This is a genomic window from Bacillus sp. NEAU-CP5 (assembly GCF_026420705.1).
Taxonomy (GTDB): Bacteria; Bacillota; Bacilli; order Bacillales; family Bacillaceae; genus Bacillus; species Bacillus velezensis.
Genome location: NZ_JAPMOV010000002.1, coordinates 650,628 through 676,710 on the forward strand (window position 1 = coordinate 650,628; position 26,083 = coordinate 676,710).

Sequence of the window (26,083 nt, forward strand, 5' to 3'; positions counted from 1 at the left end):
GCCTCTATATGAGGGCTGCCCCGATGATTATGCCCGGCCGGCTGAAATCAGTTTCATTTGTCCGGGCGTCAGTTTGAGCCGGTATCCCCTTACGGTCAGATACACAGTTTTTGCTCCGCGGCTTTTGTCATGCTCCGTTTTTTTCATCCCGGCCCCTCCGTTACGTTTTATTACTTTTATGTTAACACTGCAATATAAAGAGCGTTTTAAGAATATGTAAAGAAATGATGAAGCTTTATCCATAAAAATACTGCCGGATGAAATCATCCGGCAGTCCGTTTAACGGCTGTTTCTGTTCATGTCTTGCAGCTTTGTAAAAGTAGCGTTGTCGGTAAACACTTGAATTGTACGGCCGTCCGCGAATTTTTTGGCCGCATGTTTGACATGTTTATCATCATTTTTCGTAAAAGGATGATTTGTTCTGACGGCAATGACGACTCTCGTGTCAGTCACGATGACCTGACTATCCTGTACGCCTTTTACTTTTTTCACGCGGTTTGCAACTTTTGCCGCCAACCTGATGTTTTCGGCGTTGTCATACCCATTATAAGACATTGCTGCCGGCGGCGTATTGACATTTCGGCCGTTATATGTGCCGTCCGTCGTTAACGGAACCCCGTCATTAGGCGCGTACTGGTCGGACACGTTTGTCGTATTATGACGGCCGTTTCGGTTTTCCATCATTTCAGAAACGGGTCCTTGATGGTCCATTCCGTACTGGCCTCTGCCGTTACCATTATCATTCGAATAATATCCGACCGGACGTGTTGACTGATTGTAGCGTCCGTCATTCATGGCATTATTTGCTCCGCATGCCGTTAAGCTTGCCGTCACGGCTAAAACGCCCGCGATCGTCATCAGTTTTTTACCCAATGGAAAAACCCCCCGTGGATTCATCGCTGTTTGAGCGTTTTCCGCTCATGTTTAGGATGTGCGGCCGACGGCGGGTTTAAGCTTGTCAGTTATGTCCATTCCTCAGTTGGACATAAAAAAAGGAACGACATACATCGTCCCGAAACATTAATCTTCTTCTTCTTCCGGCCGTCCGAATACTTGATTTGGACTCGGCTGATTCGGCGCGGCATTGGGATTTGCTCCGCCATAAGGCATAAAATAGCCGGCACTTGCGCCCATATTCGGATACGGCTGCACAGGCATATTTGCGTGATGATGATGTGAACCATGATGATGTGAACCGTGGTGATGATGGTGGTGGTGATGTGAATCATGGCAGCCGCAATCATCATCCTTATATTTTCCATCATGATGAGGCACGTTTGCGTAATGTGACGAATATCCGCCGTAATACGGCATTTGACCGTAAGGAGCACCGCCGAAACCAGATGCAGAACCATCATAATGCTCTGCATTTTCATGGGCCTGGTTTTCATATTCACCGTAACCCGCTTGCGGCCCAAATCCCGGATGATGGAATCCATACGGTAACGGCATCGGCATTACCGGAAAGCCTCCGAAACCTCCTCCAAAACCGCCGAAACCTCCGCCTACCGGGAAGCAAGGGTGGCATAGTCCCGAACCCGGCAGCATCGGTGTCACCGGAACCGGACAAGGACAAGGCATGCACGGCATCGGGTAATGCATAAAAGGCGGTTCAACGGCCGGCATATTCGGAAACGGGACATTCGGAATGTTTGGCATGTTCGGCAGATGATAAGCGGCGTTTTCTTCTTCCATCTTTCCGGCTTCAGGCGCCTTTGGCATATTCGGGTAATTCGCGTTTTCCATGTTGATCATTTCCTCCTGTTGTGGAATGTTATTGTCATGCTCTTTTTCTTTCGGCTCGACAAAATGTGTCACCGGTTCCTCCGGCTTAGGAGGCGACCACGGCTGAAACAGCTGATTGGACGGGTAATATTGGTTCATATCAGCTTCCGGCAGCACATTTTCATGCTTTTCAGGGATTGGCGGCACATACGGAATTGACGGCTTTGGTTCTTCCGGTATGGTGTCTTCAATGTCCACAACTGATTTCGGTTTTTCTTTTGCATATGGATGCTCATGCTTATGCGCAGACGTTCCGAAGCCGGCCTTAGGTTCTTTTCTGACCGGAACGGCTTCTGAAGGCACCTTTATCTTCATTCCAGGCATAATTAAGTCTGGATTGCTAAGCTGATGATTCAGTTTTTTTAGCTCTTCAAGATCAACTCCGTATTTTTCAGCTATTTTCCAGAGCGAATCGCCTTTTTGAACGATATGAATTTTCAACGTTTTCCCCTCCTATGCACAAAACGTGAACGGTACATTTGTCATTACAATACGTTTCTTCACACTATATGCCGGTGGACTGGGCATGATGATAAAAAATTTTGGGAAGGAGGGGAATTTTTTATAATTACGTATGACTCAGCATTCTGTTCAAAGCACGAAGCGCTTCTTCCCGAACCGCTTCCGGAACTTTAATGACACCCTTCGGCTCGCCTTTTTCAAGCTGCTCAAGCGACCACAATAAATGCGGCAGGTCGATTCTGTTCATTGTCAGACACGGACACATATCGGGATTCAATGATTCAATCTGTTTATCCGGATGCGATTGAATGAGGCGCTGAACAAGATTCATTTCCGTGCCGATCGCCCATTTGCTTCCCGGTTCAGCCTGTTCGATCGTATCAATAATGTATTTGGTAGACCCGCTGTCGTCACTGAGCGAGACCACTTCCCGCGAACATTCCGGATGAACAATAATGCGGATGCCGGAATCCCGCTGCCGCAGCTGAGAAATATTTTCCGCTGTAAACTTTTCGTGTACGGAGCAATGCCCTTTCCAAAGGATAACCTTAATGTTTTCCGGATGGTCAGTAAGCAATCGGTTCTGCACCGGGTCCCATACAGCCATTTCTGTCAGCGGAATGCCGAGGTCATAGGCCGTATTTCTGCCTAAATGCTGATCCGGCAAAAATAAAATTCTCTCTTTTTGTTTAAAAGCCCATTTCAGCACACTCCGGGCATTCGAAGAGGTGACGGTCGCTCCCCCGTGCCGTCCGACGAATGCTTTAATTTCCGCCGTCGAGTTAACATATGTTAACGGAATGATGGTGTTACCGTACAGTTCTTGAAGCTCTTGCCATGCTTTGTCCGTCTGCTGAATATCTGCCATATCAGCCATCGAGCATCCGGCGCGCATGTCGGGCAAAATGACGGTTTGGTTATCATCAGTCAGCATATCAGCGGTTTCCGCCATAAAATGCACGCCGCAAAACACAATATATTCCGCCTCTTTATTTTTTTCTGCCACTTGAGCAAGCTGCAGGGAGTCACCTGCCGTATCGGCGAATTGTATTACTTCGTCTTTTTGATAGTGATGCCCCGGAATGAACAGACGCTTTCCGAAAGCCCGTTTAATGGCGGCGACCCGCTTTTCCATTTCTCCGGTGCTCATGTCTTTATAATGGCTCGGCATCATTTCGGCTGATGCAGTTAGCACGTCAAAAATAGACATCTTAAAAATCCCCCTGTTCCGCAGCCTCAACATCCATGCTGATGTCGGCGCTTTTTACTGAATGAGTCAGAAATCCGAGTGAAATATATTGGACGCCCGTTCCTTTATAAGCGGGCAATGTGTCGAGCGTTATGCCTCCGGATGCTTCCGTTTTGATATGTCCCGGTGTCATGGCTGCAAAACGCCGGACGGACTCAGGCGGACAGTTGTCAAACATAATAACGTCTGCGCCCGCTTCTATTGCCTCGAGCAGCTGCTGTTCGGATTCGATTTCGACTTCCACCGCAAGCATCTGCCCCGCCGTTTTTCTTGCCCGCTCCACGGCCGCCTTTATCGATCCGCAGGCGGCAATATGATTATCTTTTATCATGATGCCGTCATATAAGCCGAAGCGATGATTAAAGCCGCCTCCGACCCGAACGGCGTATTTTTCCAGCATTCTGAGCCCGGGTGTCGTTTTTCTCGTATCACAAATCTTAATGGACGGATCATCAAGACGCCTTTTGGCCTCATCCGTCATTGTCGCAATGCCTGACATTCTTTGTATGAGATTCAGAATGACCCGCTCCCCCGTAAGAAGAGCCGCCGCCTGGCCTTCCATTTCAGCGAGCACGTCTCCTTTTTTCATCCGTTCTCCGTCTTTTTTCAGGGAGCGGATGCGGATGTCATCGTGTAAAAGCTTCCATCCTTCACCGATAACGGCTTCTCCGGCAAACACGCCGTCTGTTTTTGCGATGATTCGCGCTTTACATTGCTGATCAGAAAAAATCGCTTGTGACGTCGCATCACCCGTTCCGATATCTTCCTGAAAAAAATGAGTCAGCATTTGTTTCAGCTGCAGAATGTCCATAGTTCCCCAATCCTTTCGTTTTTACTGATAACTGTTCCAGATGTTGAATGAATGATTTGTTTTCCGTGCCACTCTTTCTCCGTCCCGGGAAAATCAGCGCGAAAATGAGCGCCCCTGCTTTCTTCCCGAATAAGGGCTGAGGTCACAACAAGTTGCGCAGTCTTCCATAAGCAGGATAGCTCGGCTTGTTCTATTGTGATATCCTTCACATTTATATGACGCACAGATACGTTGTTAAGCCAGGATGCCAGCGCCTGCATGTTTTCTTTATCCCTGACGATGCCCGCTCCGGTTGTCATTTTGGCTTGGAGCACATGAAGCGTTGTGTCCGGCACTTCTAAGATGACGTCAGATTTCTTCGGGGTTTTTTTATATCTTCCGTTTAACGGTGTTTGAGTGATATGTTCAGCACATCGTTGCCCGCTTGCCAGCGCTTCCAGCAGTGAGTTGCTCGCAAGGCGGTTCGCCCCGTGCAATCCTGTGCAGGCGGTCTCGCCTATGGCGTACAAATCAGGCACGGACGTTTTCCCCCATGTATCGGCTTTTACTCCGCCCATTAAAAAATGCATTCCGGGTGCTACAGGAATCCCGCTTTCAAGATCAACACCGGCTGTTTGACAAATACCTGTTATGGTCGGAAAACGTTTCTTAAAATCGGCTATTCGGCTGCAATTTATAAAAACAGGATTTTCTTTCATCATTTCTTCATAAATCGCCCGTGAAACCACATCCCGGGGCGCCAAATCTTCTAGCGCGTGTCTGCCAGCCATGATCCTGCGTCCGAAGCGATCCGCTAAATATCCGCCTTCTCCTCTCACTGCTTCAGAAATCAGGCCGTACACAGTCCCGTTTTTCACAAGGAGGGTCGGGTGGAACTGGGTGAACTCCATATCCGTGATCTCAGCTCCAGCGCGGAAGGCAAGAGCGATGCCGTCTCCCGTTATGGCGGAATCATTTGTGTGATATTGGTACAGACTGCCGCAGCCGCCTGATGCAAGCACTACACAATCCGCTCTTCTGTAAGAAACAGCGCCTGAAGCATCCATTACAGCAACGCCTGCGCATCGTCCGTGTTCAATCAGCAGATCAACAACCGTCTCGTGTTCAATGATCCGTATGCCGTCCCTCAGCTGCTGAACCAGAAACTCAACCAACATCCGTCCGGTCGCATCTCCCCCGGCGTGCAGAATCCTCCTTTTGGAATGAGCGCCTTCCCTGCCGAAACAAAACGTTCCGTCCGACTTCGTATCAAAAGGGAAATGGCCTTCTATCAGCCTGTTTATCATGCTCTGCCCGCTTTTCAGCAAATGCCGCACGGCTGTCACGTCATTGTGTCCGCATCCCGCATACAGTGTATCGTTCACATGGGATTCTATAGAGTCATCTTTTGCGTATGAAACAGCAATCCCGCCTTGAGCATAATGCGAATTGCTGTTCGTTACGCTTCTCTTTGTGATGACGGTCACTTGGTATGACGGAGGAAATGAGGAAGCACAGGCAAGGGCCGCCGTCCCCGAACCAATGACGATAATTGTTTTTTCAGACATACATCACCCTCCTGTTATTTACACCTGTCTTGACACCTATATTTACACAACGATAAAATAAACTCAAGCTTTTTTTTAACATAAACGGATAGGAGACGGGCTGTATGATTTATCTTGATTACGCGGCGGGAGCGCCTTTAAGCAAAGAAGCCGCGAAAGTCTTTCAGCATCTCAGCACAGAGGTATACGGCAATGCAAGCAGCCTTCATGACGCCGGAGGAAGAGCGGCGGACGTGCTGGAATATTGCAGACATTCTGCAGGAAAATTGATCGGCGGAGCGGCAGACGGCATTTACTTTACAAGCGGCGGAACGGAAGCGAACATCCTGGCCGTCCAATCATTGCTGGACGGTCTCCCCGATTACAAAAAACATTTTATTACGACCGCATTGGAACACCATTCGATCCATAATGCCGCGGCGTTTTTAGCTGATCGGGGAATTGATGTCACCATCATATATCCAGACGAAAACGGCCTTATAACCGAGGACATACTGGCGGCTCATATCCGTCCTGACACGGGGCTCGTTTCCATACAGCACGCCAATTCAGAAACCGGCCTCATCCAGCCTGTGAATCGTCTGGCCGCTTTTCTTCACCAGAGAAACATTTTGCTTCATTGCGATTGTGTTCAAAGTTTCGGCAAACTGCCGATTGATGCGGATCAGGCGGGAATCGACGCCCTTTCCGTCTCCGGTCATAAAGTATACGGCCCGAAAGGCACCGGGGCTGTTTACATTCGGCCCGGTGTCAGCTGGAACCCGGTTTATCCGCATACCGTGCATGAAAACGGGTTCAGGCCCGGTACGGTGAATGTGCCGGCCATCGGCGCTTTTACCGCCGCTGCGGAGTATGCAGTGAAACATATGGAGGAACACCGTGAGCATGCTGACAGGCTGAGGAATTATTTGTATGACCAAATTCGGCGTCAAGGCCTCCCCATTTCATTTTCAGAGGAAGAAACCGGCGGTGAATGCCTGCCCCACATTGTCGGGTGTTTTTTTCACTCCTTTGAAGGACAATATATTATGTTAGAATGTAATCGTAACGATATTTGCATCTCAACCGGGAGCGCATGTTCCGCCGGCAGCCACGGCCCTTCTTCAGCTATGAAGGCGCTGAGAAAAACCGAACGGGAAGCGCGGCAGTTTTTCCGGATCTCATTCGGAAACGAAACAACATGTGAACAGCTCGATATGCTGATACATACATTTACGGCGCTATGGGAGCAAAAGAAAGGAGAATCAGCAATTTGACAGAAGGAACGAAGCTTACTGGGGAGAAAAGACGCGACATGCTGCTTCATTGGCTGAAAGAAGCCGGCTCGCCATTAACAGGAGGCGAATTGGCTAAAAAAGCAAATGTCTCAAGACAGGTGATCGTGCAGGACATATCACTCTTGAAAGCAAAAAACGAGCCGATTATCGCGACGAGCCAAGGCTACTTATACATCAGCATGAATGCCGGCGGCGGAAATAACGCCGAACGGATTGTCGCCTGTCTGCACGGCCCGGAGCGGACGGAAGAAGAGCTTGAACTCATTGTCGATGAAGGCGTCACCATAAAGGACGTCATTATTGAACACCCCGTATACGGCGATTTAACCGCCGCCATAAGAGTCAGCACACGGAAAGAAGTCAAACAATTCATGGATCACATTAACTCGACAAATGCCGCTTACCTTTCACAGCTGACCGAAGGCGTGCACCTCCATACGTTAAGCGCCCCGACAAAAGAGCGGATTGACCAAGCCTGCCAAGCGCTGGACGACGCGGGTATTTTAATAAAAGATTAAAAAAAAGCCCCCTGAAGGGCTTTTTTTATATCGAATAGGATTGATATGTTCCCAGAAGCTTGACCCGGCAGCCGAGGGCTTCCATCTCTTGAACGGCACCGGGAATGAGAACCTGATCCATCGCCTGTTCAATATCAATAATAAAGAAATAGTTGCCGAGACCCGTTTTTGTCGGGCGCGATTCGATCTTTGATAAATTCAGGTTTCTCCATGAAAAAGCGGACAGCACCCTGTGCAGCGCACCTGATTGGTCATCTTGGGGAAGCGTTACCATCATCGTCGTTTTCGGCCGTGAAGACAGTTTCGCATTCACTTCGAATGAGACGTCTTTTTCAGGTGAAAGAATGACAAATCTCGTGTGGTTGTCCTGATAATCCTGTATATCCCGCTTCACGATGCTCAATCCGTATGTAGCGGCGGCCATTTCATTTGCAATCACGCCGATCGGAAGGTCCGAATGCTCACTGACATACTTGGCAGCCGCACCTGTTGACTTCGCATACTCATAAGGAACGGACGAAAAATGCCGGTGAAGAAATTTGTGGCATTGCGCAATCGCATGGGAATGAGAATAAATTTTCTCAAGCTTTTTCCACTCATTTTCTCTCGAAGGGTGAACGAGCAGATGCTGGTGAATCGGCAGCGTCATTTCCCCCACGATCGCAAGAGGCTGCTCATGAATCAAATAGTCAATCGTTAAGTTAACCGAGCCCTCCAGCGCGTTTTCCAAAGGAACAAATGCAAGATCAACTTCTCCCGCAACCGCCGCATCCATGCATGCCGGTATTGTTTGATAAGGTGCTTGTGTCACGCTGTTTTGAAAGCAGGAACTGACTGCTAGATGTGTAAATGTGGCTTCTGGCCCTAAATAACCGACTTTCATGTCTCTTCTCTCCTTACGCGCCTGACCCTAAGATCTCAACTTTTTCTATAAAATCAAATTTTCTCAGTTTATTCATTAACGTATGAATGTTTTCTTCCATTGCGGACGTACTGATTGAGAGCGTGACATTCGCCCTGCCCTGAAGCGGAATCGTCTGGTGAATGGAAAGCACGTTGCTTCCTGAGTCAGCCACCGCCTGCAAAAGCTGGGATAACGCGCCTGACCGATCCTCCAAATGAAAGAAAAGTGTGATTATTTGTTCTTTAACCATCGTGTAAAAAGGGAAAACCGCATCTCGGTATTTGTAAAAAGCGCTTCTGCTTAAATCAACTTTCTGCACGGCATCTGCAACCGATTCAGCCTTTTTTCTGTCCAGCAGCTTTTTGACTTCAAGGGTTTTCCGCATCGCATCAGGCAGAACGTCTTCACGCACTAAATAAAATGTCTCTTCTTTCACCTGCACCCCTCCCTTTTACATCAGAGAGCCTGCATCGCAAGCTCTCCGTTTTTTTAATCAATAAATTCAAATTCAAATTCCAGAAGCCGGATGATATCGCCGTCTTTAGCACCGCGTTCTCTGAGCGCTTCATCAACGCCCATACCGCGCATCTGTCTTGCAAAACGCTTGACGGATTCGTCACGGGAGAAGTCAGTCATTTTAAAGAGCCGTTCCAGACTGTCACCTGAAAGCACAAACGCGCCGTCCGGATCACGGGTAATGTTAAATGGAATTTCTTCGTCTTCCATCGTGTACATTACGCGGTTTTCCGCCAGTTCTTCTTCATCATACAGCGGGAATTCAGGCGTTGTTTCCAGCTGGTTGGCGACTTCAAACAGAAGATCGCGGAGCCCTTCTCTCGTCACCGCGCTGATCGGGAAGACAGGATGGTCATCCTGAAGCTTTTCTTTAAATGCTTTAAGATTTTCAGCCGCTTCGGGCATGTCCATTTTATTCGCAACGATAATTTGCGGACGCTCCGTCAGCCGCAGATTATATTCACTGAGCTCCTGATTAATGGTCACATAATCCTCATACGGATCGCGGCCTTCGATCGCTGACATGTCAATGACGTGAACGATGACACGCGTCCGTTCGATATGGCGGAGAAATTGGTGGCCTAAGCCGACTCCTTCATGCGCTCCTTCAATCAAACCGGGCAAATCCGCCATGACGAAGCTTCTTCCGTCATCCGTTTCCACCATGCCCAGATTCGGAACAAGCGTTGTAAAATGATAATCGGCGATTTTCGGCTTTGCCGATGAAACGACAGACAGAAGCGTAGATTTTCCGACGCTCGGGAAGCCGACGAGACCTACGTCTGCAAGCACTTTCAGTTCAAGCACGATATAGCGCTCTTTTCCGGGCTCTCCGTGCTCTGACAGCTGCGGTGCCGGATTGGCCGGTGTCGCAAAGCGGGTATTTCCGCGTCCGCCGCGTCCGCCTTTTGCGATGACGGCGCGCTGCCCGTGCTCAGTCAGATCGGCAATGACCTGTTTTGTATCGTCATCCGTTACGACTGTGCCGGGCGGAACTTTAACAACCATATCGTCCGCATTTCTGCCGTGCTGGTTTTTAGACATGCCGTGCTCGCCGCGTATCGCTTTGAAATGCCGCTGGTACCGGAAGTCCATGAGCGTGCGCAGTCCTTCATCAACCTCAAAAACGACGTCGCCTCCATTACCTCCGTCACCGCCGGCAGGCCCGCCTTTCGGGACATATTTTTCACGGCGGAACGCAACCATTCCGTTACCGCCGTCGCCGCCTTTTACATATACTTTCACCTGATCTACAAACATAATATCCTCCGTTCTAAACAGTAAAAAACCGCTAGTTCATTCCAATTTCGGCCACACATTCATGGCCGGTCAGCTCAAATTGCATGACATCAAAGTCCTCATACCGGGATTTGCGAAATTCATCAAACACATCTGCATTTGCAATCGTTCCATGAAAATCGAGATATACAATAAGCTGTCTGTCAGGGTGATCCGTCTGCAGCGATACGGTCAGATGATTTTCACTTTCATTGCTTACTGCCAGACCGAACAGATGAAACAGTTTTCTCATCAGGTTCGACAGCTTTTGATCATATGCCGATAAATCTTTAATTTCTCCGAGCACTTCGTATTCGAGTCTCATATAACGGGACTTCCAATTAAATGTAAGAAAGTCAAACGCCAAGTGCGGGGCTTTCAGGTTTGAGAGCTTTGATTCGTGCTTTGCATCTATGACCATTTCGTCAATAATTTCAACGACCCTGTCATACTTCTGCAAACTTAAGTTTCCTTTTATCAGCTGCAGCTTATTCATCCAATCATGACGGAAATGGCCCATTAATTGGATCAGCTCATTGATCAGAGCCGCATCGCTTACAGGTTCTTCTTGTTTCTTCGATACATCCTTCATTTTCGCACTCCCAATCGTTTAATTTCTTTTTAGGAGTCTTGATAAGTGTGTACTATGAATTATAACAGAGAAGGCTTTGTTAAAAAAACACTTGTTTTTCCTGGTTCATCATGTTCCTTTTTCGGATCGCATACAATGCGGATGCCAGGCAGAAACATTTTTGGTATCACTGCTTGGGGAACATATCCAGTGGGTATGGGAAGCTGATGTCCTCATTCAAGGCGGGGTTCACTCACGCATCCTCTGCTTTTCATTCTTGATGTTACTCCGCTTACTGCAAAAAAAACTCCAGTCAACGACCGGAGTTTTTTGTGTCATTATTGAGCTACAGGATATACGCTCACTTTTTTGCGGTCACGGCCGAAACGTTCGAATTTAACAGTTCCGTCGATTTTAGCAAAAAGAGTGTCATCTCCTCCGCGGCCCACGTTTTCACCTGGGTAGATTTTCGTTCCGCGTTGACGGTAAAGGATAGATCCGCCTGTTACGAATTGACCGTCTGCACGTTTAGCGCCTAAACGTTTAGATTCAGAGTCACGTCCGTTCTTTGTAGAACCTACACCTTTTTTAGAAGCGAAAAACTGAAGATCTAATCTAAGCATGTAACTCACCTCCTATATTTGGTTTGCAGTCAACCGTAAGTGTTCACTGTAATCCCGCTCGATCGTTTCAAGAGAAACAATCATGCCTTCAATCAGCAGCTGCGCTTTTTGCAAAGCTTCCTGATCAGCGGCTTCAGGGAATTCAAAGTAGAAATAACCCCCGTCCTCGCCTATATCAAGAATCGGTTCGAGAGGAGCCAGCGCGATAACCGCATTGACCGCTCCGAAAACGACAGCTGTGACCCCGGCGCATACGAGATCTCGTCCATGTTCAGCAAAATCGGCATGTCCCGTCATTTCAAAGGACAAAATGCCCCCGTCATTCCGGGATCTTCGAATTGTTGCCTCAATCATGCTTACGCGTTGATTTTTTCGATTGTCAATTTAGTATAAGGCTGACGATGACCTTGTTTTTTATGAACATTTTTCTTTGGCTTGTAACGGAAAACAGTGATTTTTTTCGCACGGCCTTGTTTTTCAACTTTAGCTGTAACTGTCGCGCCTGCAACTGTTGGGTTGCCGACTTTCACGCTGTCTCCGCCAACAAACAATACGTCTTCAAACGTCACTGTTTCACCTGCTTCAGCAGCAAGTTTTTCGATGTAAACAGTTTGACCTTCTTCAACTTTGATTTGTTTTCCGCCTGTTTTAATGATTGCGTACATTCTCTGCACCTCCTATTAGACTAAGACTCGCCAGCAACAGGGGGCTTTAAAGCTCTTATCACCTGTCCCGAGCGGTTGTAGCATTGGTGCTACATCCATAACATTAAAAAATATATCAGAACCAAAAGGATATGTCAATCTATTTCTAGTAAGGCAGCAGCAGGTCTTCCATAGAGGAATCTGTCCGTTTATCGGCAAAATACGCATGAAGCACTTCATTTTCATCGAGTTGGCTGAGCTTTTCGCCGGCTTTTTCAATGATAATGGGGTGCTTGCATCCCCGTTTGAATTCGGCCATGACATGCTTTACTTTGGCATCGGCCGCGACCGTCAAAGGATGCAGCATGGCAACATCGCGGTTTTTGCCGTAGTATCTCTCCAAAAGAAACCTCAGCTGAATATAGTGCCGCTTCCGGTATTCATCCCATAAAGAAGCGGCGAGAAAGACGAACAGCACCCATGCGCTGACCTGAAGGGGGACGGCCAGCACAATCCAGCAGCAGAGCAAAAGCGCGGAAACGGCCGATGTCTGCAGGCTGAGGAGATGCGCTTTTTGAAAAGCCATTTGTTTGGAGAAGTATAAAAACACAAACTTTCCGCCGTCAAGCGGCCAGATCGGCAAAAGATTGATGAAAAGAATGGAGAGATTATAAAAGGTAAACATCTCAAATGTCTGCTCACTTGCAAAACCTGACATGAAAAAGAGCCAGGCTGCCGCCTGAAGCCACACATGCTGAAGCGGGCCCGCCAGGATGACCGCAAATTCCTCTTTAAGCGGCCGGTTTCCGTGCTCCTCCACCTCAACCGTCCCGCCGAAAGGGAGCAGAAAGATTCGTTTAATGCGCCACGAAAAAAACACAGCCAGAGCAGCATGCCCCAGCTCATGAACGGATACGACCAGCAAAAGACACAGCAGCGCTTTGATGTGCCCCGTCATAAGACCAAGCCCCATGATAATCCAAAGAAAAGGATGGACATGAACTTTGAAAAGGAGGCTGAGCCATTTATTCATCAAAAGTGATCACCTGGATCGGATCTATGAATTTATCGCCATCCTGGATCGCGAAATAGTACTGGCCTTTACTTTTATCGTTGAGCTTGATCGAACCGATCTTTTTCCCTTTATCGACAAAGTCGTACAATGAAACGTTAACATCTTTTAGCCGGCCGTAAATGCTGCTTGTATTGTCGGCATGCTGCACCTTCACCGTCAGGCCTGTTTTTTTATCTTTGCTCACTTCCATAATGTAGCCTTCTTTTACGCTGTCAATGGCTTCACTGGCAGTTTCGACGACGACGCCTTCTCCGTTATTTTGAAAGTCCTGCTGGATTTTCCCCGCGGCAGGAACGGCCATATCCTGACTGACCGCCACCTGACCGTCCTTCTTTTTCGTTCCCGGCGTAAGAAAAGCGAGCGGGTTTCCGAAGGAAGATACGAACCAATTGCTTACGGCAGCAAACTGAAATTCTTTTTGAAAGGTTTGTGCGATCGCCGGTTTGATCTGACTCAGCGGCTGTTTGTCAGTTTTATAGGCAATAGCGGAGATCAGTACGAGACAGGCGGCCAGCAGGCATTTTAAAATAATTGAATGAGCGCTGATCAATGGATGCCGTCCGTTAAATTCGGGCGGGTGTTCCGTTTGATATTCGTAGTCCGGTAGAAGCTTGTGCTTTTCCTGCTCCTTGACCGTCTGCCACGCGGGAAAATTCTGCGTTTGGGCGTTTTGAACGAAAGTCCGTTTTGATTCAGGCCGCTGTTTTCTTCTTTTGGCCAGTCTTTTTCTAATTTCATCAGCTCTGTGACTCATCGCCATCATCCTTTGCAATCGTTGGGTTTGTACATCCTATGTCTTGTCCATTGCAAATATGCGCTCTTGAAAAACAAAAAAGACCTGATAAGCTGGGCTTCATCAGATCTTTGTATTCTGGTATATATTATGAACGCACGCCGAAAAATGACTTGATTTTCGCCATCATCCCTTTTTGCTGCTCTTCAAGCACCTGCAAAGGAACTGATTCTCCTAAAATGCGCCGGGCGATATTGCGGTACGCAATGCTGGCGCGGTTTTTGGAATTCATGGCAATCGGTTCGCCGATATTTGAAGCCCTGATCACTTCATCATCGTCAGCAACGATTCCGAGAAGATCAATAGAAAGATGATGAACAACTTCATCCACATCCATCGTGTCACCGTTTTTCACCAGGTGATTTCTGATGCGGTTCACGATAAGGCGCGGCGGTTCGATATCTTCCTGCTCCAAAAGTCCGATAATGCGGTCAGCGTCCCGCACCGCTGATATTTCCGGCGTCGTCACAACAATCGCCTTATCAGCTCCGGAGACGGCATTTTTATAGCCTTGTTCAATTCCGGCCGGACAATCAATAATGACATAATCAAATTCCTGCTTAAGCTCCTGTACAAGCGATTTGATCTGCTCAGGGACAACAGCCGTCTTGTCGCTTGTCTGGGCAGCCGGCATTAAATGAAGCAGATCATCAAAACGTTTGTCTTTGACAAGCGCCTGATGCGTCTTGCATCTGCCTTCAATTACATCTACTAAGTCGTAAATAATTCTGTTTTCAAGACCCATTACGACATCAAGGTTGCGCAGTCCGATATCTGTATCTACCAAACAGACGCGCTTCCCTAAAATGGCTAAGGCGGTACCGAGGTTTGCAGATGTTGTTGTTTTACCTACTCCGCCTTTTCCCGAAGTTATTACGATAGCCTCACCCAATTTCACATTCCTCCCTCAAGCCTTGTTAGATCAGGTCTTAAATGAGCCAATTGCTGAAGGCGTTCAATGACCATATTTCCGTCAGTATCTAAATAAGCACATTCCATGTCGTTCCCTTTTTGAATGTGGTCTGGGGAGCGATTTAACACGTGATTGATCCTCAATTGTGTCGGCATCATTTCGGATGCGGCGATCACAGCCCGGTTATTTCCGTTATAACCCGCGTGGGCAATCCCTTTTAATGAACCGAGAACAAATATATTTCCTCCGGCTCTGATCGTACCGCCGGGATTCACATCTCCGATTAAAAGCAAATCTCCCGTCACGTGAAGCACCTGGCCCGAACGGACGATTTTGGAAACAGAAACAATTTCCTGCTCCTCTTTCATCCGCTGCGCTTCTTTTTTGGCGATGACTTCACTGTCAATTGAATGCACGACTAAATCTTTCTTTGACGCGATCAGATCAGTCAGCTGCTCTGCCTGTTCCTGATACAGATACCGATGCCCGAGTTTAATATGAACACTGATTTTTTGGCCTTTGCCATCAGTATATTGTTCAATCGACAGCATGTTTTGAAGACCATCGAGAAGCTCATCAAAAGAACACGCATCATCCAGATGCAATGTTAAGCCGTTTTTTGTTCCTTTTATTGTTACATATTGCTGCTTTTTGGTCTTCATCAATGTTCACCTCAACAACATACTCTTTTCGTCAAAAAAAGATAAAATCCTTTTTACTCATCTCTTAATTCTTTCTTCAGACTTATATAAAACAGCCTGAAGGGCAGGACTAATATAACGGCTCCCGCAATATTCAGCAAAGCGGTCGGCAAGAACCGCTGAATGACAAAATCGTTAAACGTCATTGTGCCGCTGCGGATTAACGTCTGAATGCCGTAAACGTAAAATTCAAGCACGCATACGCTCAGCACCGCGACCAAAATGACCATCAGGGCGTTTGTCTGAAGCACTTTAAACGCTTTGGCCGCCAGATAGCATAAACCGGCAAAACCAAACATATAAACGCCTAAAACACCCGTATAATTGATGTCATAAAGAAATCCGAAAATCAAACCGTAGATCACCGCATGCTTTTGGTTGATATAAGCGGACATAAAAATCAGCGCAAGTAAAAGAAAATGCGGAACGACCTGCTGCTCAACGGAGACGAAAGGAAAACGCACCAGATCGGTATAGATGCTTTCCGCACAAAAGACCAAAATCATAATCAAAGGGAGAAGGAAACGTTTCACGATCCTTCCTCCCCTGTTGCTACGCTTCGGTTCACGACGATGACATGGTCAAGATCGTACAGGTCGGCAGCCGGTTTCACGTAAGCGATTTTCGTCAGGCCGTAAGCATCTGATTCTACATCGGTCACTTCCCCGACCGTCAGCCCTTGAGGAAATACGCCGCCCGTTCCGGATGTCTCCACGAGGTCGCCTTTTTTCACTTCGCGTTTTTCATCCGGCTCAAGGATGGTCATTTTCAGAGTCTGTTTCTTTTTATCATACCCTTCAATTAAACCGTAGCCTTTGCTTCCCTTTTTGCCGGAGATTTTGGTGGCCACTCTGTTATTGCGGTCAACATCGCTCAGCAGCTGAACGGCGGATGTGAAACTGTTGAGTCCGCTGCTTTTGATCTTCCCGACCAGCGCACCCTTTTCGTTCGTGACAGCCATGTCTTTGGCCACTTTCTGCTTCGTTCCCTTATTGATCATGATCTGCTTGTACCATTGATCAGGGTTTCTGGCGATAACGGTCGCTAAAATCGGATCATAGTCGGAAATTGATTTGACATGTCCGAGTTCATCACGCAGCTTCTTGTTTTCATCTTTGAGTTCTTGGAGCTTCGCTTCATATTGTGTCTGTCCGTCCAGCTTTTGTCTTAAGCGTTCGTTTTCCTTGTACGTGTTTTTCAGGTCTTTTATGTCCCCGAAGAACCCTGCAAAATATTCGGCAGGCGTGTGAAAAATGTTTTGAAATACTCCCGTCGTATCACCGATCAGCTTTTCAGGCCAGGTGGTATTACGGCCGTTCTTCAGCGAGAATCCAATCATAGCCACCAATATGATAATACACAGAAGTAATAGCATTAACCGTTTGTTCGGCATCGTGATACACCTCTTCTATTTAACTCCTGATTATCTTGTTTTTCCTTTGAAAAGATGGATGTGCTCCAGTGCTTTTCCAGTGCCGATCGCAACACAATCCAGCGGATCTTCAGCGATAAGAACAGGCATTTTCGTTTCGTCGCTGATGACTTTGTCGAGATTGCGCAGCAGGGCGCCTCCCCCTGTTAATACAATACCTCTGTCCATAATATCAGCGGCCAGCTCAGGCGGTGTTTTTTCAAGCGTGCTCTTCACCGCGTCAACGATTGAGAGAACTGTATCACGCAGTGCATTTGCAATTTCCGTTCCCGTGATTTCGATCGTTTTCGGCAGACCTGTCAGAAGATCGCGGCCGCGGATTTCCATTGACGCATTTTCTTCACCGGTTTCTGCTGAACCGATTTCCATTTTAATAGCTTCCGCCGTACGGTCACCGATCATCAGATTATATGTTTTTCTGATATAGCTGATGATTGAGTCGTCCATTTCGTCACCGGCTACGCGGATTGACTGAGACGTAACAATGCCGCCTAAAGAAATGATCGCCACTTCAGTTGTTCCGCCGCCGATATCAACGACCATGCTGCCCGTCGGCTCCCATACCGGAAGATTCGCGCCGATTGCTGCCGCAAACGGTTCTTCAATCGGATAAGCGTCACGTGCGCCCGCTTGTCTTGTCGCGTCGATGACCGCCCGTTCTTCAACGGCCGTAATACCTGACGGCACACACACCATAACGTAAGGCTTTCTCGCAAACAATCCTTTATTTTTCACAGCCTGATTAATGTAGTATTTCATCATTGTCGCAGTTGTTTCATAGTCAGCGATAACGCCGTCTTTCATCGGACGGAGCGCAACCACGTTGCCCGGAGTTCTTCCGATCATGTTTTTCGCATCGTTACCGACCGCAACGATGGACTTCGTATCCGTTTGCAGAGCAACGACAGACGGCTCTCTCACTACAATTCCTTTTCCTTTAACAAACACAAGCGTATTCGCGGTTCCCAAATCTATACCAAGGTCTCTTGTACCAATTCCGAACATATGTATGTATCTTCCTTTCTTAAAGCAAAAATACCCTAAAGGGAAAAACTCATAAAATCTATTATATCTTAAATCAACGAAAAAAAAAGTGTTACAAATATCCTTTTTCCTTTAAACTCACAAATTTTTTGTCACCAATGACCAAATGATCCAGCAGCTCGATGCCGATTAAATTTCCGCACTCAAAAAGCCGCCTGGTTACCTCTATATCTTCCCTGCTCGGTGTAGGATCTCCTGAAGGATGATTGTGAACACAAATGAAGGACGCGGCGGATCGTTTGAAAGCTTCTTTAAACACCTCCCGCGGGTGGACAATAGATGAATTCAGACTTCCGATAAAAACGGTGCGTTTATGAATGACTTGATTTTTGGTATTTAAATATAAACAGACAAAATGCTCCTGGGATAAAAAGCGCATATCCTCCATCACATACTTCGCCCCGTCTTCCGGAGAGCGGATGACGCAATGCTCCCCGGCGGATGTCTTATGAATGCGGCTCCCCAGCTCAATTGCGGCTAGAATCTGAACGGCTTTCACCGTGCCGATTCCCGGAATGCTGGAAAGCTCCTGGGCAGAGGCGCCTTTTAACAGTCGCAGCCCGTCAAACGTCCGCAGCAGCCGGTGAGCGAGGTTCATGACGGACTCATGTTTCGTTCCCGTCCGCAGCAGGATGGCGAGCAATTCATTGTTAGAGAGATGTTCGGCTCCGAAGTGCAGAAGCCGCTCTCTCGGTTTTTCTTTTTCGGGGAAATCTCTTAATTTTAACGGCAGATCACGGATGATCAACCCCTCCTTGTTCCCCTTCCCGGTTTGAACATCAAGCTTTTATATTAAATTCTTTCAAGGCTCTCATTGTTTTAGCGACAGGAAGCCCGACGACAGAATAAAAATCACCGTCTATTTTTTTCACTAAAAGCGCGCCTTTTCCTTGGATGCCGTATGCACCTGCTTTATCCATCGGTTCTTTTGTTTCAATGTAGAGCTGTATGTCGTCTTCACTGAGCGGCCAAAACGTCACTTCCGTCGTGTCACAGAACGTTTCTTTCCGGTCATGCGTCTGAATGCTGACCGCCGTAATGACTTGATGGCTTCGGCCGGAAAGCCTCCGCAGCATGTGTGCCGCTTCTTCTCTGTCATGCGGTTTGCCGAGGCATTCGCCGTCTATGCACACCATCGTGTCAGCCCCGATAACGACTGCATCGGGATTTTCGGCCAATACAGCACCAGCTTTTTGCTCGGCCAAACATTGGACGTTTTCTTCCGGCGAAAGGTTTCGATTTAATTTTTCTTCTGTGCGGCTTGCAATAATGCTGTAAGGAATCTGAAGAAGATTAAGGAGTTCTTTTCTTCGCGGAGATTGTGATGCGAGTATTAAGCGTTTTGTCATGGTTGTCATCCTTTCAGGGTTTGCTTAAGAAAAAAAGATACTTGTCTATCCTATCAAATCTAACGGGCAACCACAATTTCAGAAAAATAACTTTTTGATGACAAAATAAAAAATCCCGCCGGATGACGGGAAATAAGATACTATTTTACAACACTTAAAAGCTCTTTTTGGGCTTTCCAGCCGGATTCTGAACCCGACGTTTCCAGTTCTTTCAGCGCTTGAAGCACGGCCTCTTTCTGCTTTTTGTCAGCGGCGTCTGCACCGTCTGCCGCTTTTGCCGCTTCAGCCACTTCCGTTTTTGAAAGATCTTTGCCGGTAATCGCTTTGGCGGAGAGCTCGGATGCTTGTTTAAAAGAGTCTTCCAGTCCTGAATCGACCGCAAAGCTGAGCTCTTTTCCGCCCCAAGCCTCAAAATCATGGTCTATCAGCGTCTGGCCCAATTGCTGTGATAAGGTTTTTTCCGCTGCAAGCCCGGCGATCACGTATGTGTATCCGTCTTCTTTTGCCAGAGAGACGGCCGAGTATCCTTTTTCAGTCAGCTGGTCAACAAGCGTTTGCGCTCCTTTTTCTGATGAAAATTTTCCGGCCTGCACCGCATATGTTTTATAGTTTCCCTCTGAAGATTCCGCATCTCCTGTGCCGGCTGTTTCAGATTTGTCTTTAGAAACATCTCCCGCTTTCGCCGTCTGCCCTTGTGAACCTTTGTCAGCTGATGCCGGAGCGGCGGCTTCTTTACTTCCCGACATATTTAAGGCGACAAGGCCGAGCCCGGTGCCTAAAACAGCCGCAACGGCAATTGTCGTGACCGCTTTTTTAACTGGAGAAGACGGCTGCTTCTTTTTCGGAAAATGAGGGCCGGTTTTTTTCTTCTTGTATGGCGGAACGACTTTCGGGTCATCTTCAAATACCTCAGAATTCTTCTCATGGTCCCAATTGAAATCTTCTTCTTTCGGATCTTCATGGGATGCGGCGGTCTCCTGTTCCGCCTTTTTTGTTTCTTCCCAATTTGAAAATGTGACGGTTTTCTCCCCGCCTTCTTTCACATCATCTTGTCCATACATCGTTTCTTCTTGTCCGTTAATGGTTACTTTAAGAGCATTGTTTTTGGCTTTGCTGTGCTTTTTGCTCTTCCTTTTTTTCAACGTCTCTTCCCCCTTGCATTCGTCTTGGCCGTACCTTGAGCTGATCATGGTTCACACTTTAGCATAGGCGTAAAAAAAAAGAACAAGACTTTTGTCGTCTTGTCCAAAAAACGTTCGCCAAATTTTTCAAGCCCCGCCTGAAGCGAGCTTGATGTAAAACGAAAACAGCTCTTCACCGTATAAATAACTCAAAGCGCTCCCGGCTGAGATGGCCGGCGCAAACGGAAATGGCTGCTTTTTACCAAGCCTGCCCCGGGCTGCGGCGCACATGCCGTATACGGCTCCGATCATAACGGAAAGAAAGAATGCAATGAGCACGAGCTTCACGCCGAGCGTCAGGCCGATCACCCCAAACAGTTTCACATCACCTGCGCCGATGCCTCCTTTACTGACAAACATGATAAAAACAAGCAGAAAAAATCCGCAAACGGCTCCGGCAAACCCTGCATACCACGTGTCCAGCGGAGAAAACATACGGCCGGCGATGAAAAGCGGAAGAAAAAACAGCAGAACTTTGTCAGGAATCAGCATATATTGCAGATCCGTCATAGTAACAATCATGAGCAGAGACAGAAATAACAGCGCGACTAACAGTTCTTTTGAGAAACCGAAATGAATGCCTGCAGCCGTGAATAAACACGCCGTCCAGCATTCCGCCGCCGGATACATAACCGACAGCTTTGCACGGCAGTTTCTGCATCTGCCTCTTTGCAGAATATAGGAAACGACGGGCACAAGCTCCCCCCAGGAGAGCGGCAAGCGGCAAAACGAACAGGCTGAACGCGGCGAAATAACCGAGATTCGAAGCGGGATACGGCACGCTGCTGTATAAAAAAAAGAACCGAAAATCAAACCGAGAAAAAACAGAATCAAAAGCACTCAGACCACACCTTTACTATCAATCTGGCTCAGATTATAGCAAAGAAAAACACCATGACTGAAATGGCTGAAAATATATTTTCAGCATAAAAACACCCGGCAAAACCTGAAAAGGGTCTGCCGGGCATCCGAGGGGCTGTCAGATAAGCCGCTTTCTCATTTCTGAAATAAAATATAAGGAACCGGTAATGATGATGACATCATCCGCCCCGTCTTTTTGATCTATCCATTCTTTCACACTGTCCGGGTTCTCATCGAAGCTCTTATCCGCTAGACTGCTTGCGTTATAAAGGGCTTCGGCGCTTGAAGCACGCGGAAAGTCAAATGATACAAAGTGAATAGAGTCCGCTTCGTTTTCAAGCTTTTTAATCATTTCCTGATACGGTTTGTCTTTTAATGCGCTGAATACGACATGGACGTTTTTACCAGCAAAGCGCTGCCTGATCGTTTCTGTCAGTGTGTCAACGCCTTCTTCGTTATGTGCGCCGTCCGCAAACACTAAAGGGCGGCTTTGAAGACGTTCAAACCGGCCCGGCCACGATGCTTTTTTCAGGCCGTTTCGCATTGCTTCTTCAGAAATGGCTGCGGCACCCAGACGATTCATCCATTCAGCGGCCAATATCGCCAATGCCGCATTCTGCCTTTGGTGAATGCCGATCAGCGACGTTTGAATGTTTTCATAGCATTTCGTTTCCGTTTCCAGCGAAAAGCTTTCACCGGACGGAAGCGCCGCTTCATTAAACAGTCTGCACGTTTTATATAGTGACTGATACGGAGCCTGCTTTTTTTCGGTTTCTGCTTCAATAACGCCGAGTGCTTCCGGCTGATTGACGCCCGTAATAACCGGAATAGAATTTTTAATGATACCGGCTTTCTGCCCGGCGATCTCCTCGATGGTATTGCCTAAAATCGCCATATGGTCATGTCCGATACTTGTAATGACCGACAGGAGCGGTTTCACAATATTGGTTGAATCAAATGTGCCGCCGAGCCCCGCTTCAAAAATAACAAAATCGATATCAGCCCGCTTCGCAAAATATAAAAATGCACACGCTGTAATGATTTCAAATTCTGTCACCGTTCCGGCATCGGTCTTATCAAGCTCATCGACTATCGGTTTTATGTCATTAACGAGCGTTCTCCATTCCTCATCAGAAATCGGCATGCCGTTGACGCTGATACGCTCATTAAACGTAATAATGTAAGGCGATGTGAACGTACCGACCGTATAACCGGCTTCTTGAAGCACGGAACGGATAAAAGCGACGGTCGATCCTTTGCCATTTGTGCCCGCCACATGAATAGCGCGAATGTTCTTTTCCGGGTGTTCCAGTTTTTCCATCAGCTTTTCCATACGGAGAAGGCCCGGCTTAACGCCGAACTTGAGCCTGCCGTGAATCCAGCTGATCGCTTCTTTGTACGTATTAAACAATGAAATCCCCTCTTTTATACGACAAGGCGGTTTCTTAGGAAACCGCCCCGCTGTTTTATCAGCCTTTCAGCTCTGCAATCCGCTGCCGGACAGCTTCGCGTTTTGCCGTGTAGTCTTTCTCTTTTCCGCGTTCTTCTTCAATGACATGTTCAGGAGCTTTTTTAATGAACCCTTCGTTGCCGAGTTTTTTCTGAACGCGTTCGACCTCTTTTGTCAGCTTGTCGAATTCTTTTTGCAGACGGGCGATCTCCTCATCAATGTTAATCAGCCCTTCAAGCGGCAGAATGACTTCCGCTCCGGTGACGACCGCTGTCATCGCTTTGTCTGCCGCAGTGATATCCGTCCCGATTTTCAGCGTGCTCGGATTCGTAAAGCGTTCAACGTAAGAACGGTTCTTTTCCAGGCGGCCGGCAATGTCTTCGGTAGCTGTTTTAATGTAAAGCTCAACCTGCTTGCTCATCGGCGTGTTGACTTCGCTCCGGATATTGCGGACAGAACGGATTAATTCAACGAGCAGTTTCATATCCGCCGCTGCCTCTTTATCCGTATGCTCCGGCACCGGAACCGGCCAAGAGCTGATCGTGATTGACTCGCCTTCATGAGGAAGGTGCTGCCAGATTTCTTCCGTTAAGAATGGCATAAACGGGTGAAGAAGACGCATCGTCTGGTCAAGCACGTATGCCAGAACAGAACGGGTTGTTTTCTTCGCCGCTTCATCTTCCCCGTACAGCGGAAGCTTCGCCATTTCGATATACCAGTCGCACACATCGTCCCAGATAAAGTTGTACAGGTGGCGTCCGACTTCGCCGAATTCATAACGATCCGCAAGCTGTGTTACGTCTTCTATCGTTTCATTCAGTCTTGTGAGGATCCACTTATCAGCAACTGATTTTTCACCGGACAGATCAAGCTCGTCATACGTCATGCCGTCCATGTTCATTAATGCAAAACGGGAGGCGTTCCAAATTTTATTTGCGAAGTTCCATGTGGATTCCACTTTTTCATAGCTGAAACGGAGATCCTGTCCCGGTGAACTTCCGGTTGCCAGGAAATAGCGCAGTGAATCCGCTCCGTACTTGTCGATGACATCCATCGGGTCCACGCCGTTCCCAAGGGATTTACTCATTTTTCTGCCCTGCTCGTCACGGATTAAGCCGTGAATCAGCACGTCTTTGAACGGACGCTCACCGGTAAACTCAAGACCTTGGAAAATCATCCGGGATACCCAGAAGAAAATGATGTCATATCCCGTCACAAGAACATCGGTTGAGTAATACCGCTTAAAGTCTTCAGCGTTTTCATCAGGCCAGCCCATTGTAGAAAACGGCCAAAGCGCGGAGCTGAACCATGTATCAAGCACGTCTGAATCCTGTTCCCAATTTTCGCTGTCCTCAGGCGCCTCAAGGCCGACGTACACTTCTTTTGTTTCTTTATGATACCAAGCCGGGATGCGGTGGCCCCACCACAGCTGACGGGAAATACACCAATCACGGATATTTTCCATCCAGTGCAGGTACGTTTTCTCGAAACGGTCAGGAACGAAGTGAACTTTCTCTTCTTTTGACTGAAGGTCAACCGCAGCATCGGCCAGCGGCTGCATTTTGACAAACCATTGCGTGGACAGGTACGGCTCAACAACGGCGCCGCTTCTCTCACTATGTCCGACAGAATGCATATGGTCTTCGATTTTAAAGAGAACACCGGATTCCTGAAGATCTTTGACGAGTTTTTTGCGGCATTCAAACCGATCCATGCCGTTATATTGCAGCGCTTTTTCATTCATTGTTCCGTCTTCATTCATGACGAGAATCCGCTCTAAATTGTGGCGGTTTCCGAGTTCAAAGTCATTCGGGTCATGGGCAGGCGTGATTTTAACGGCGCCTGATCCGAATTCCATATCAACATAATCATCGCCGACGATCGGAATTTCGCGGTTTGTAATCGGCAGAATCACCGTTTTGCCGATTAAGTGCTTGTAGCGCTCATCTTCAGGATGAACCGCGACAGCCGTGTCGCCAAGCATCGTTTCCGGACGGGTGGTCGCGATTTCAATTGAGCCTGAACCGTCTGCTAACGGATAGCGCAAATGATAAAACGCGCCCTGTACGTCTTTGTAAATCACTTCAATATCGGATAAAGCCGTTTTTGTGGCAGGGTCCCAGTTGATGATATATTCGCCTCTGTAAATCAAGCCTTTTTTGTACAGCTTGACGAATACTTCCCGCACGGCTTTGTTCAGCCCTTCATCAAGAGTAAAACGTTCGCGCGAATAATCGAGTCCGAGTCCCATCTTGGCCCATTGGCTGCGGATGAAATCAGCATACTCTTCTTTCCACTTCCACGTTTCTTCTAAAAACTTTTCACGGCCGAGGTCATAACGGCTTGTGCCCTGTTCGCGGAGTTTCGCTTCGACTTTTGCCTGAGTGGCGATGCCGGCGTGGTCCATGCCCGGAAGCCAGAGCACGTCATAGCCCTGCATGCGTTTCATACGCGTAACGATATCTTGCAGCGTCGTATCCCACGCATGTCCTAGGTGCAGCCTGCCCGTCACGTTCGGCGGCGGAATGACGACAGAATACGGCTGTTTCGTTTGATCGCCGCCCGCTTCAAAATATTTTCCTTTCAGCCAAAAATCATAGCGGCCTTTTTCAATCGCAGACGGATCATATTTTGTCGGCATTGTTTGTTCGTTTGTATCCATGATAACCCTCCAGCATGTTTAGAAATGGCTGAGCAACTAAAAAAGAGCCTTCATCCTGATAAAGGACGAAAAGCTCTTTCGCGGTACCACCTTTTTTCATGAACAGATTTGTTCATGCACTTAAACGGATAACGGGTGCGGCCCGAATTTCTCTACTGTATGTTCAAGAAATTATGCTCCCGGGCGACCTTCCAATGAGACGGCATAAGAAGCCTTTCAGCACAGTAGCTTCTCTCTCTTCATGCGTCTTTCTTGTACTCTTCCCGTTCAAAGCAGGTGTATTTATATCAGCTCATGATCTTATTTATTATGTTCTTTATTATAGTAAAAGTGTTTTTGATTCGTCAATCATCTTTTCCAAAAACCGCTGCCGTCATACATAAATGGGCATGCACCCCGCCCTTTCCCTTACATACGATACATAGAAAGGCGAATGT

At 47.6% G+C, this 26,083-nt stretch carries 28 protein-coding genes and 2 other annotated features; of the genes, 2 read left to right on the forward strand and 26 right to left on the reverse strand.

Annotated features, from left to right (window positions below; genetic code table 11):
• Positions 1-27 precede the first annotated feature (27 nt).
• The 6 genes from OTK50_RS19930 to nadB all read right to left on the reverse strand — a co-directional run bounded on the left by OTK50_RS19930 (position 28) and on the right by nadB (position 5,854).
• A complete protein-coding gene (locus OTK50_RS19930) occupies positions 28-147 on the reverse strand; it encodes a hypothetical protein (RefSeq protein WP_007612850.1) in 120 nt (39 codons plus the stop codon).
• A gap of 132 nt (positions 148-279) precedes the next feature.
• The gene (locus tag OTK50_RS08410; protein ID WP_014721606.1) at positions 280-873 is read right to left on the reverse strand and encodes a YhcN/YlaJ family sporulation lipoprotein; all 594 of its coding nucleotides are present in this window, start codon (positions 871-873) and stop codon (positions 280-282) included.
• Positions 874-1,020: 147 nt separating this feature from the next.
• Positions 1,021-2,226: a SafA/ExsA family spore coat assembly protein gene (gene safA / locus OTK50_RS08415; RefSeq protein WP_044801624.1), complete on the reverse strand. Its 1,206-nt coding sequence runs from the start codon at positions 2,224-2,226 to the stop codon at positions 1,021-1,023.
• A 127-nt stretch (positions 2,227-2,353) separates the two neighbouring features.
• A complete protein-coding gene (gene nadA / locus OTK50_RS08420) occupies positions 2,354-3,457 on the reverse strand; it encodes a quinolinate synthase NadA (protein ID WP_072589414.1) in 1,104 nt (367 codons plus the stop codon).
• A gap of 1 nt (position 3,458) precedes the next feature.
• Positions 3,459-4,307, reverse strand: a complete 849-nt coding sequence (gene nadC, locus OTK50_RS08425; protein ID WP_224223710.1) for a carboxylating nicotinate-nucleotide diphosphorylase — start codon at positions 4,305-4,307, stop codon at positions 3,459-3,461.
• Positions 4,289-5,854, reverse strand: a complete 1,566-nt coding sequence (gene nadB, locus OTK50_RS08430) for an L-aspartate oxidase (RefSeq protein ID WP_224223711.1) — start codon at positions 5,852-5,854, stop codon at positions 4,289-4,291. The genes nadC and nadB overlap by 19 nt, the downstream gene beginning before the upstream one ends.
• 104 nt (positions 5,855-5,958) lie before the next feature.
• Between nadB and OTK50_RS08435 the strand changes: the two genes are divergently transcribed.
• Both OTK50_RS08435 and OTK50_RS08440 read left to right on the forward strand, forming a co-directional pair.
• Positions 5,959-7,110, forward strand: coding sequence for an IscS subfamily cysteine desulfurase (locus OTK50_RS08435; protein WP_224223712.1), 1,152 nt, complete (start codon positions 5,959-5,961; stop codon positions 7,108-7,110).
• Positions 7,107-7,649: a transcription repressor NadR gene (locus OTK50_RS08440; RefSeq protein WP_038459375.1), complete on the forward strand. Its 543-nt coding sequence runs from the start codon at positions 7,107-7,109 to the stop codon at positions 7,647-7,649. Before OTK50_RS08435 ends, OTK50_RS08440 begins: the two co-directional genes overlap by 4 nt.
• 25 nt (positions 7,650-7,674) lie before the next feature.
• Here OTK50_RS08440 and pheA read toward each other — a convergent pair whose 3' ends face one another.
• The 20 genes from pheA to OTK50_RS08540 all read right to left on the reverse strand — a co-directional run bounded on the left by pheA (position 7,675) and on the right by OTK50_RS08540 (position 25,646).
• Positions 7,675-8,532: a prephenate dehydratase gene (pheA, locus tag OTK50_RS08445; RefSeq protein ID WP_003152668.1), complete on the reverse strand. Its 858-nt coding sequence runs from the start codon at positions 8,530-8,532 to the stop codon at positions 7,675-7,677.
• Positions 8,533-8,545: 13 nt separating this feature from the next.
• On the reverse strand, positions 8,546-8,989 hold the full coding sequence (thrR, locus tag OTK50_RS08450) for a transcriptional regulator ThrR (protein ID WP_007408173.1): 444 nt from the start codon (positions 8,987-8,989) through the stop codon (positions 8,546-8,548).
• A gap of 53 nt (positions 8,990-9,042) precedes the next feature.
• Complete coding sequence (obgE, locus tag OTK50_RS08455; RefSeq protein WP_032873818.1) at positions 9,043-10,329, reverse strand: GTPase ObgE; 1,287 nt, start codon at positions 10,327-10,329, stop codon at positions 9,043-9,045.
• 31 nt (positions 10,330-10,360) lie between these two features.
• On the reverse strand, positions 10,361-10,939 hold the full coding sequence (locus tag OTK50_RS08460) for a sporulation initiation phosphotransferase B (protein WP_032873815.1): 579 nt from the start codon (positions 10,937-10,939) through the stop codon (positions 10,361-10,363).
• Between the two features lie 317 nt (positions 10,940-11,256).
• The gene (rpmA, locus tag OTK50_RS08465; protein WP_003152662.1) at positions 11,257-11,541 is read right to left on the reverse strand and encodes a 50S ribosomal protein L27; all 285 of its coding nucleotides are present in this window, start codon (positions 11,539-11,541) and stop codon (positions 11,257-11,259) included.
• Between the two features lie 12 nt (positions 11,542-11,553).
• Entirely contained in the window at positions 11,554-11,895 is a 342-nt protein-coding gene (locus OTK50_RS08470; protein WP_012118103.1) for a ribosomal-processing cysteine protease Prp, read from the reverse strand.
• 2 nt (positions 11,896-11,897) lie between these two features.
• Positions 11,898-12,206: a 50S ribosomal protein L21 gene (gene rplU / locus OTK50_RS08475; RefSeq protein WP_003152660.1), complete on the reverse strand. Its 309-nt coding sequence runs from the start codon at positions 12,204-12,206 to the stop codon at positions 11,898-11,900.
• Positions 12,207-12,219: 13 nt separating this feature from the next.
• Positions 12,220-12,293, reverse strand: a sequence feature (ribosomal protein L21 leader region).
• Between the two features lie 58 nt (positions 12,294-12,351).
• Positions 12,352-13,218 carry a M50 family metallopeptidase gene (locus OTK50_RS08480; protein WP_103526720.1) on the reverse strand — a complete coding sequence of 289 codons (867 nt, stop codon included), beginning with the start codon at positions 13,216-13,218 and terminating at the stop codon, positions 12,352-12,354.
• Entirely contained in the window at positions 13,211-14,014 is an 804-nt protein-coding gene (locus OTK50_RS08485; protein ID WP_007408168.1) for a M23 family metallopeptidase, read from the reverse strand. The genes OTK50_RS08480 and OTK50_RS08485 overlap by 8 nt, the downstream gene beginning before the upstream one ends.
• A 127-nt stretch (positions 14,015-14,141) precedes the next feature.
• The gene (gene minD / locus OTK50_RS08490) at positions 14,142-14,945 is read right to left on the reverse strand and encodes a septum site-determining protein MinD (protein WP_003152655.1); all 804 of its coding nucleotides are present in this window, start codon (positions 14,943-14,945) and stop codon (positions 14,142-14,144) included.
• A gap of 2 nt (positions 14,946-14,947) precedes the next feature.
• Positions 14,948-15,628, reverse strand: coding sequence for a septum site-determining protein MinC (gene minC, locus OTK50_RS08495; protein ID WP_044801618.1), 681 nt, complete (start codon positions 15,626-15,628; stop codon positions 14,948-14,950).
• A 53-nt stretch (positions 15,629-15,681) separates the two neighbouring features.
• Entirely contained in the window at positions 15,682-16,200 is a 519-nt protein-coding gene (gene mreD, locus OTK50_RS08500) for a rod shape-determining protein MreD (protein ID WP_007408167.1), read from the reverse strand.
• Positions 16,197-17,060, reverse strand: coding sequence for a rod shape-determining protein MreC (gene mreC / locus OTK50_RS08505; protein ID WP_007408166.1), 864 nt, complete (start codon positions 17,058-17,060; stop codon positions 16,197-16,199). The genes mreD and mreC overlap by 4 nt, the downstream gene beginning before the upstream one ends.
• Positions 17,061-17,090: 30 nt before the next feature.
• Positions 17,091-18,104, reverse strand: a complete 1,014-nt coding sequence (gene mreB, locus OTK50_RS08510; RefSeq protein ID WP_003152647.1) for a cell shape-determining protein MreB — start codon at positions 18,102-18,104, stop codon at positions 17,091-17,093.
• A gap of 91 nt (positions 18,105-18,195) precedes the next feature.
• A complete protein-coding gene (radC, locus tag OTK50_RS08515) occupies positions 18,196-18,891 on the reverse strand; it encodes a RadC family protein (protein ID WP_007408165.1) in 696 nt (231 codons plus the stop codon).
• A 31-nt stretch (positions 18,892-18,922) separates the two neighbouring features.
• A complete protein-coding gene (locus OTK50_RS08520) occupies positions 18,923-19,492 on the reverse strand; it encodes a Maf family protein (protein WP_012118105.1) in 570 nt (189 codons plus the stop codon).
• Positions 19,493-19,632: 140 nt separating this feature from the next.
• On the reverse strand, positions 19,633-20,634 hold the full coding sequence (locus OTK50_RS08525; protein WP_224223713.1) for an SPOR domain-containing protein: 1,002 nt from the start codon (positions 20,632-20,634) through the stop codon (positions 19,633-19,635).
• A gap of 126 nt (positions 20,635-20,760) precedes the next feature.
• A complete protein-coding gene (locus OTK50_RS08530) occupies positions 20,761-21,513 on the reverse strand; it encodes a prepilin peptidase (RefSeq protein WP_130570744.1) in 753 nt (250 codons plus the stop codon).
• A gap of 139 nt (positions 21,514-21,652) precedes the next feature.
• On the reverse strand, positions 21,653-22,945 hold the full coding sequence (locus OTK50_RS08535; RefSeq protein WP_224223714.1) for a bifunctional folylpolyglutamate synthase/dihydrofolate synthase: 1,293 nt from the start codon (positions 22,943-22,945) through the stop codon (positions 21,653-21,655).
• A gap of 58 nt (positions 22,946-23,003) precedes the next feature.
• Positions 23,004-25,646, reverse strand: coding sequence for a valine--tRNA ligase (locus OTK50_RS08540; RefSeq protein ID WP_020956152.1), 2,643 nt, complete (start codon positions 25,644-25,646; stop codon positions 23,004-23,006).
• 58 nt (positions 25,647-25,704) lie between these two features.
• Positions 25,705-25,926: a binding site (T-box leader), on the reverse strand.
• Between the last annotated feature and the right edge of the window lie 157 nt (positions 25,927-26,083).

What these genes read in the sequence shown, in the direction of transcription:
- OTK50_RS19930 (WP_007612850.1), bottom strand. Translation starts at nt 147, where the DNA reads ATGAAAAAAACGGAGCATGACAAAAGCCGCGGAGCAAAAACTGTGTAT.
- nadA (WP_072589414.1), bottom strand. Translation starts at nt 3,457, where the DNA reads ATGTCTATTTTTGACGTGCTAACTGCATCAGCCGAAATGATGCCGAGC.
- nadC (WP_224223710.1), bottom strand. Translation starts at nt 4,307, where the DNA reads ATGGACATTCTGCAGCTGAAACAAATGCTGACTCATTTTTTTCAGGAA.
- nadB (WP_224223711.1), bottom strand. Translation starts at nt 5,854, where the DNA reads ATGTCTGAAAAAACAATTATCGTCATTGGTTCGGGGACGGCGGCCCTT.
- OTK50_RS08435 (WP_224223712.1), top strand. Translation starts at nt 5,959, where the DNA reads ATGATTTATCTTGATTACGCGGCGGGAGCGCCTTTAAGCAAAGAAGCC.
- pheA (WP_003152668.1), bottom strand. Translation starts at nt 8,532, where the DNA reads ATGAAAGTCGGTTATTTAGGGCCAGAAGCCACATTTACACATCTAGCA.
- obgE (WP_032873818.1), bottom strand. Translation starts at nt 10,329, where the DNA reads ATGTTTGTAGATCAGGTGAAAGTATATGTAAAAGGCGGCGACGGCGGT.
- OTK50_RS08460 (WP_032873815.1), bottom strand. Translation starts at nt 10,939, where the DNA reads ATGAAGGATGTATCGAAGAAACAAGAAGAACCTGTAAGCGATGCGGCT.
- rpmA (WP_003152662.1), bottom strand. Translation starts at nt 11,541, where the DNA reads ATGCTTAGATTAGATCTTCAGTTTTTCGCTTCTAAAAAAGGTGTAGGT.
- OTK50_RS08470 (WP_012118103.1), bottom strand. Translation starts at nt 11,895, where the DNA reads ATGATTGAGGCAACAATTCGAAGATCCCGGAATGACGGGGGCATTTTG.
- rplU (WP_003152660.1), bottom strand. Translation starts at nt 12,206, where the DNA reads ATGTACGCAATCATTAAAACAGGCGGAAAACAAATCAAAGTTGAAGAA.
- OTK50_RS08480 (WP_103526720.1), bottom strand. Translation starts at nt 13,218, where the DNA reads ATGAATAAATGGCTCAGCCTCCTTTTCAAAGTTCATGTCCATCCTTTT.
- OTK50_RS08485 (WP_007408168.1), bottom strand. Translation starts at nt 14,014, where the DNA reads ATGAGTCACAGAGCTGATGAAATTAGAAAAAGACTGGCCAAAAGAAGA.
- minC (WP_044801618.1), bottom strand. Translation starts at nt 15,628, where the DNA reads ATGAAGACCAAAAAGCAGCAATATGTAACAATAAAAGGAACAAAAAAC.
- mreC (WP_007408166.1), bottom strand. Translation starts at nt 17,060, where the DNA reads ATGCCGAACAAACGGTTAATGCTATTACTTCTGTGTATTATCATATTG.
- mreB (WP_003152647.1), bottom strand. Translation starts at nt 18,104, where the DNA reads ATGTTCGGAATTGGTACAAGAGACCTTGGTATAGATTTGGGAACCGCG.
- OTK50_RS08520 (WP_012118105.1), bottom strand. Translation starts at nt 19,492, where the DNA reads ATGACAAAACGCTTAATACTCGCATCACAATCTCCGCGAAGAAAAGAA.
- OTK50_RS08540 (WP_020956152.1), bottom strand. Translation starts at nt 25,646, where the DNA reads ATGGATACAAACGAACAAACAATGCCGACAAAATATGATCCGTCTGCG.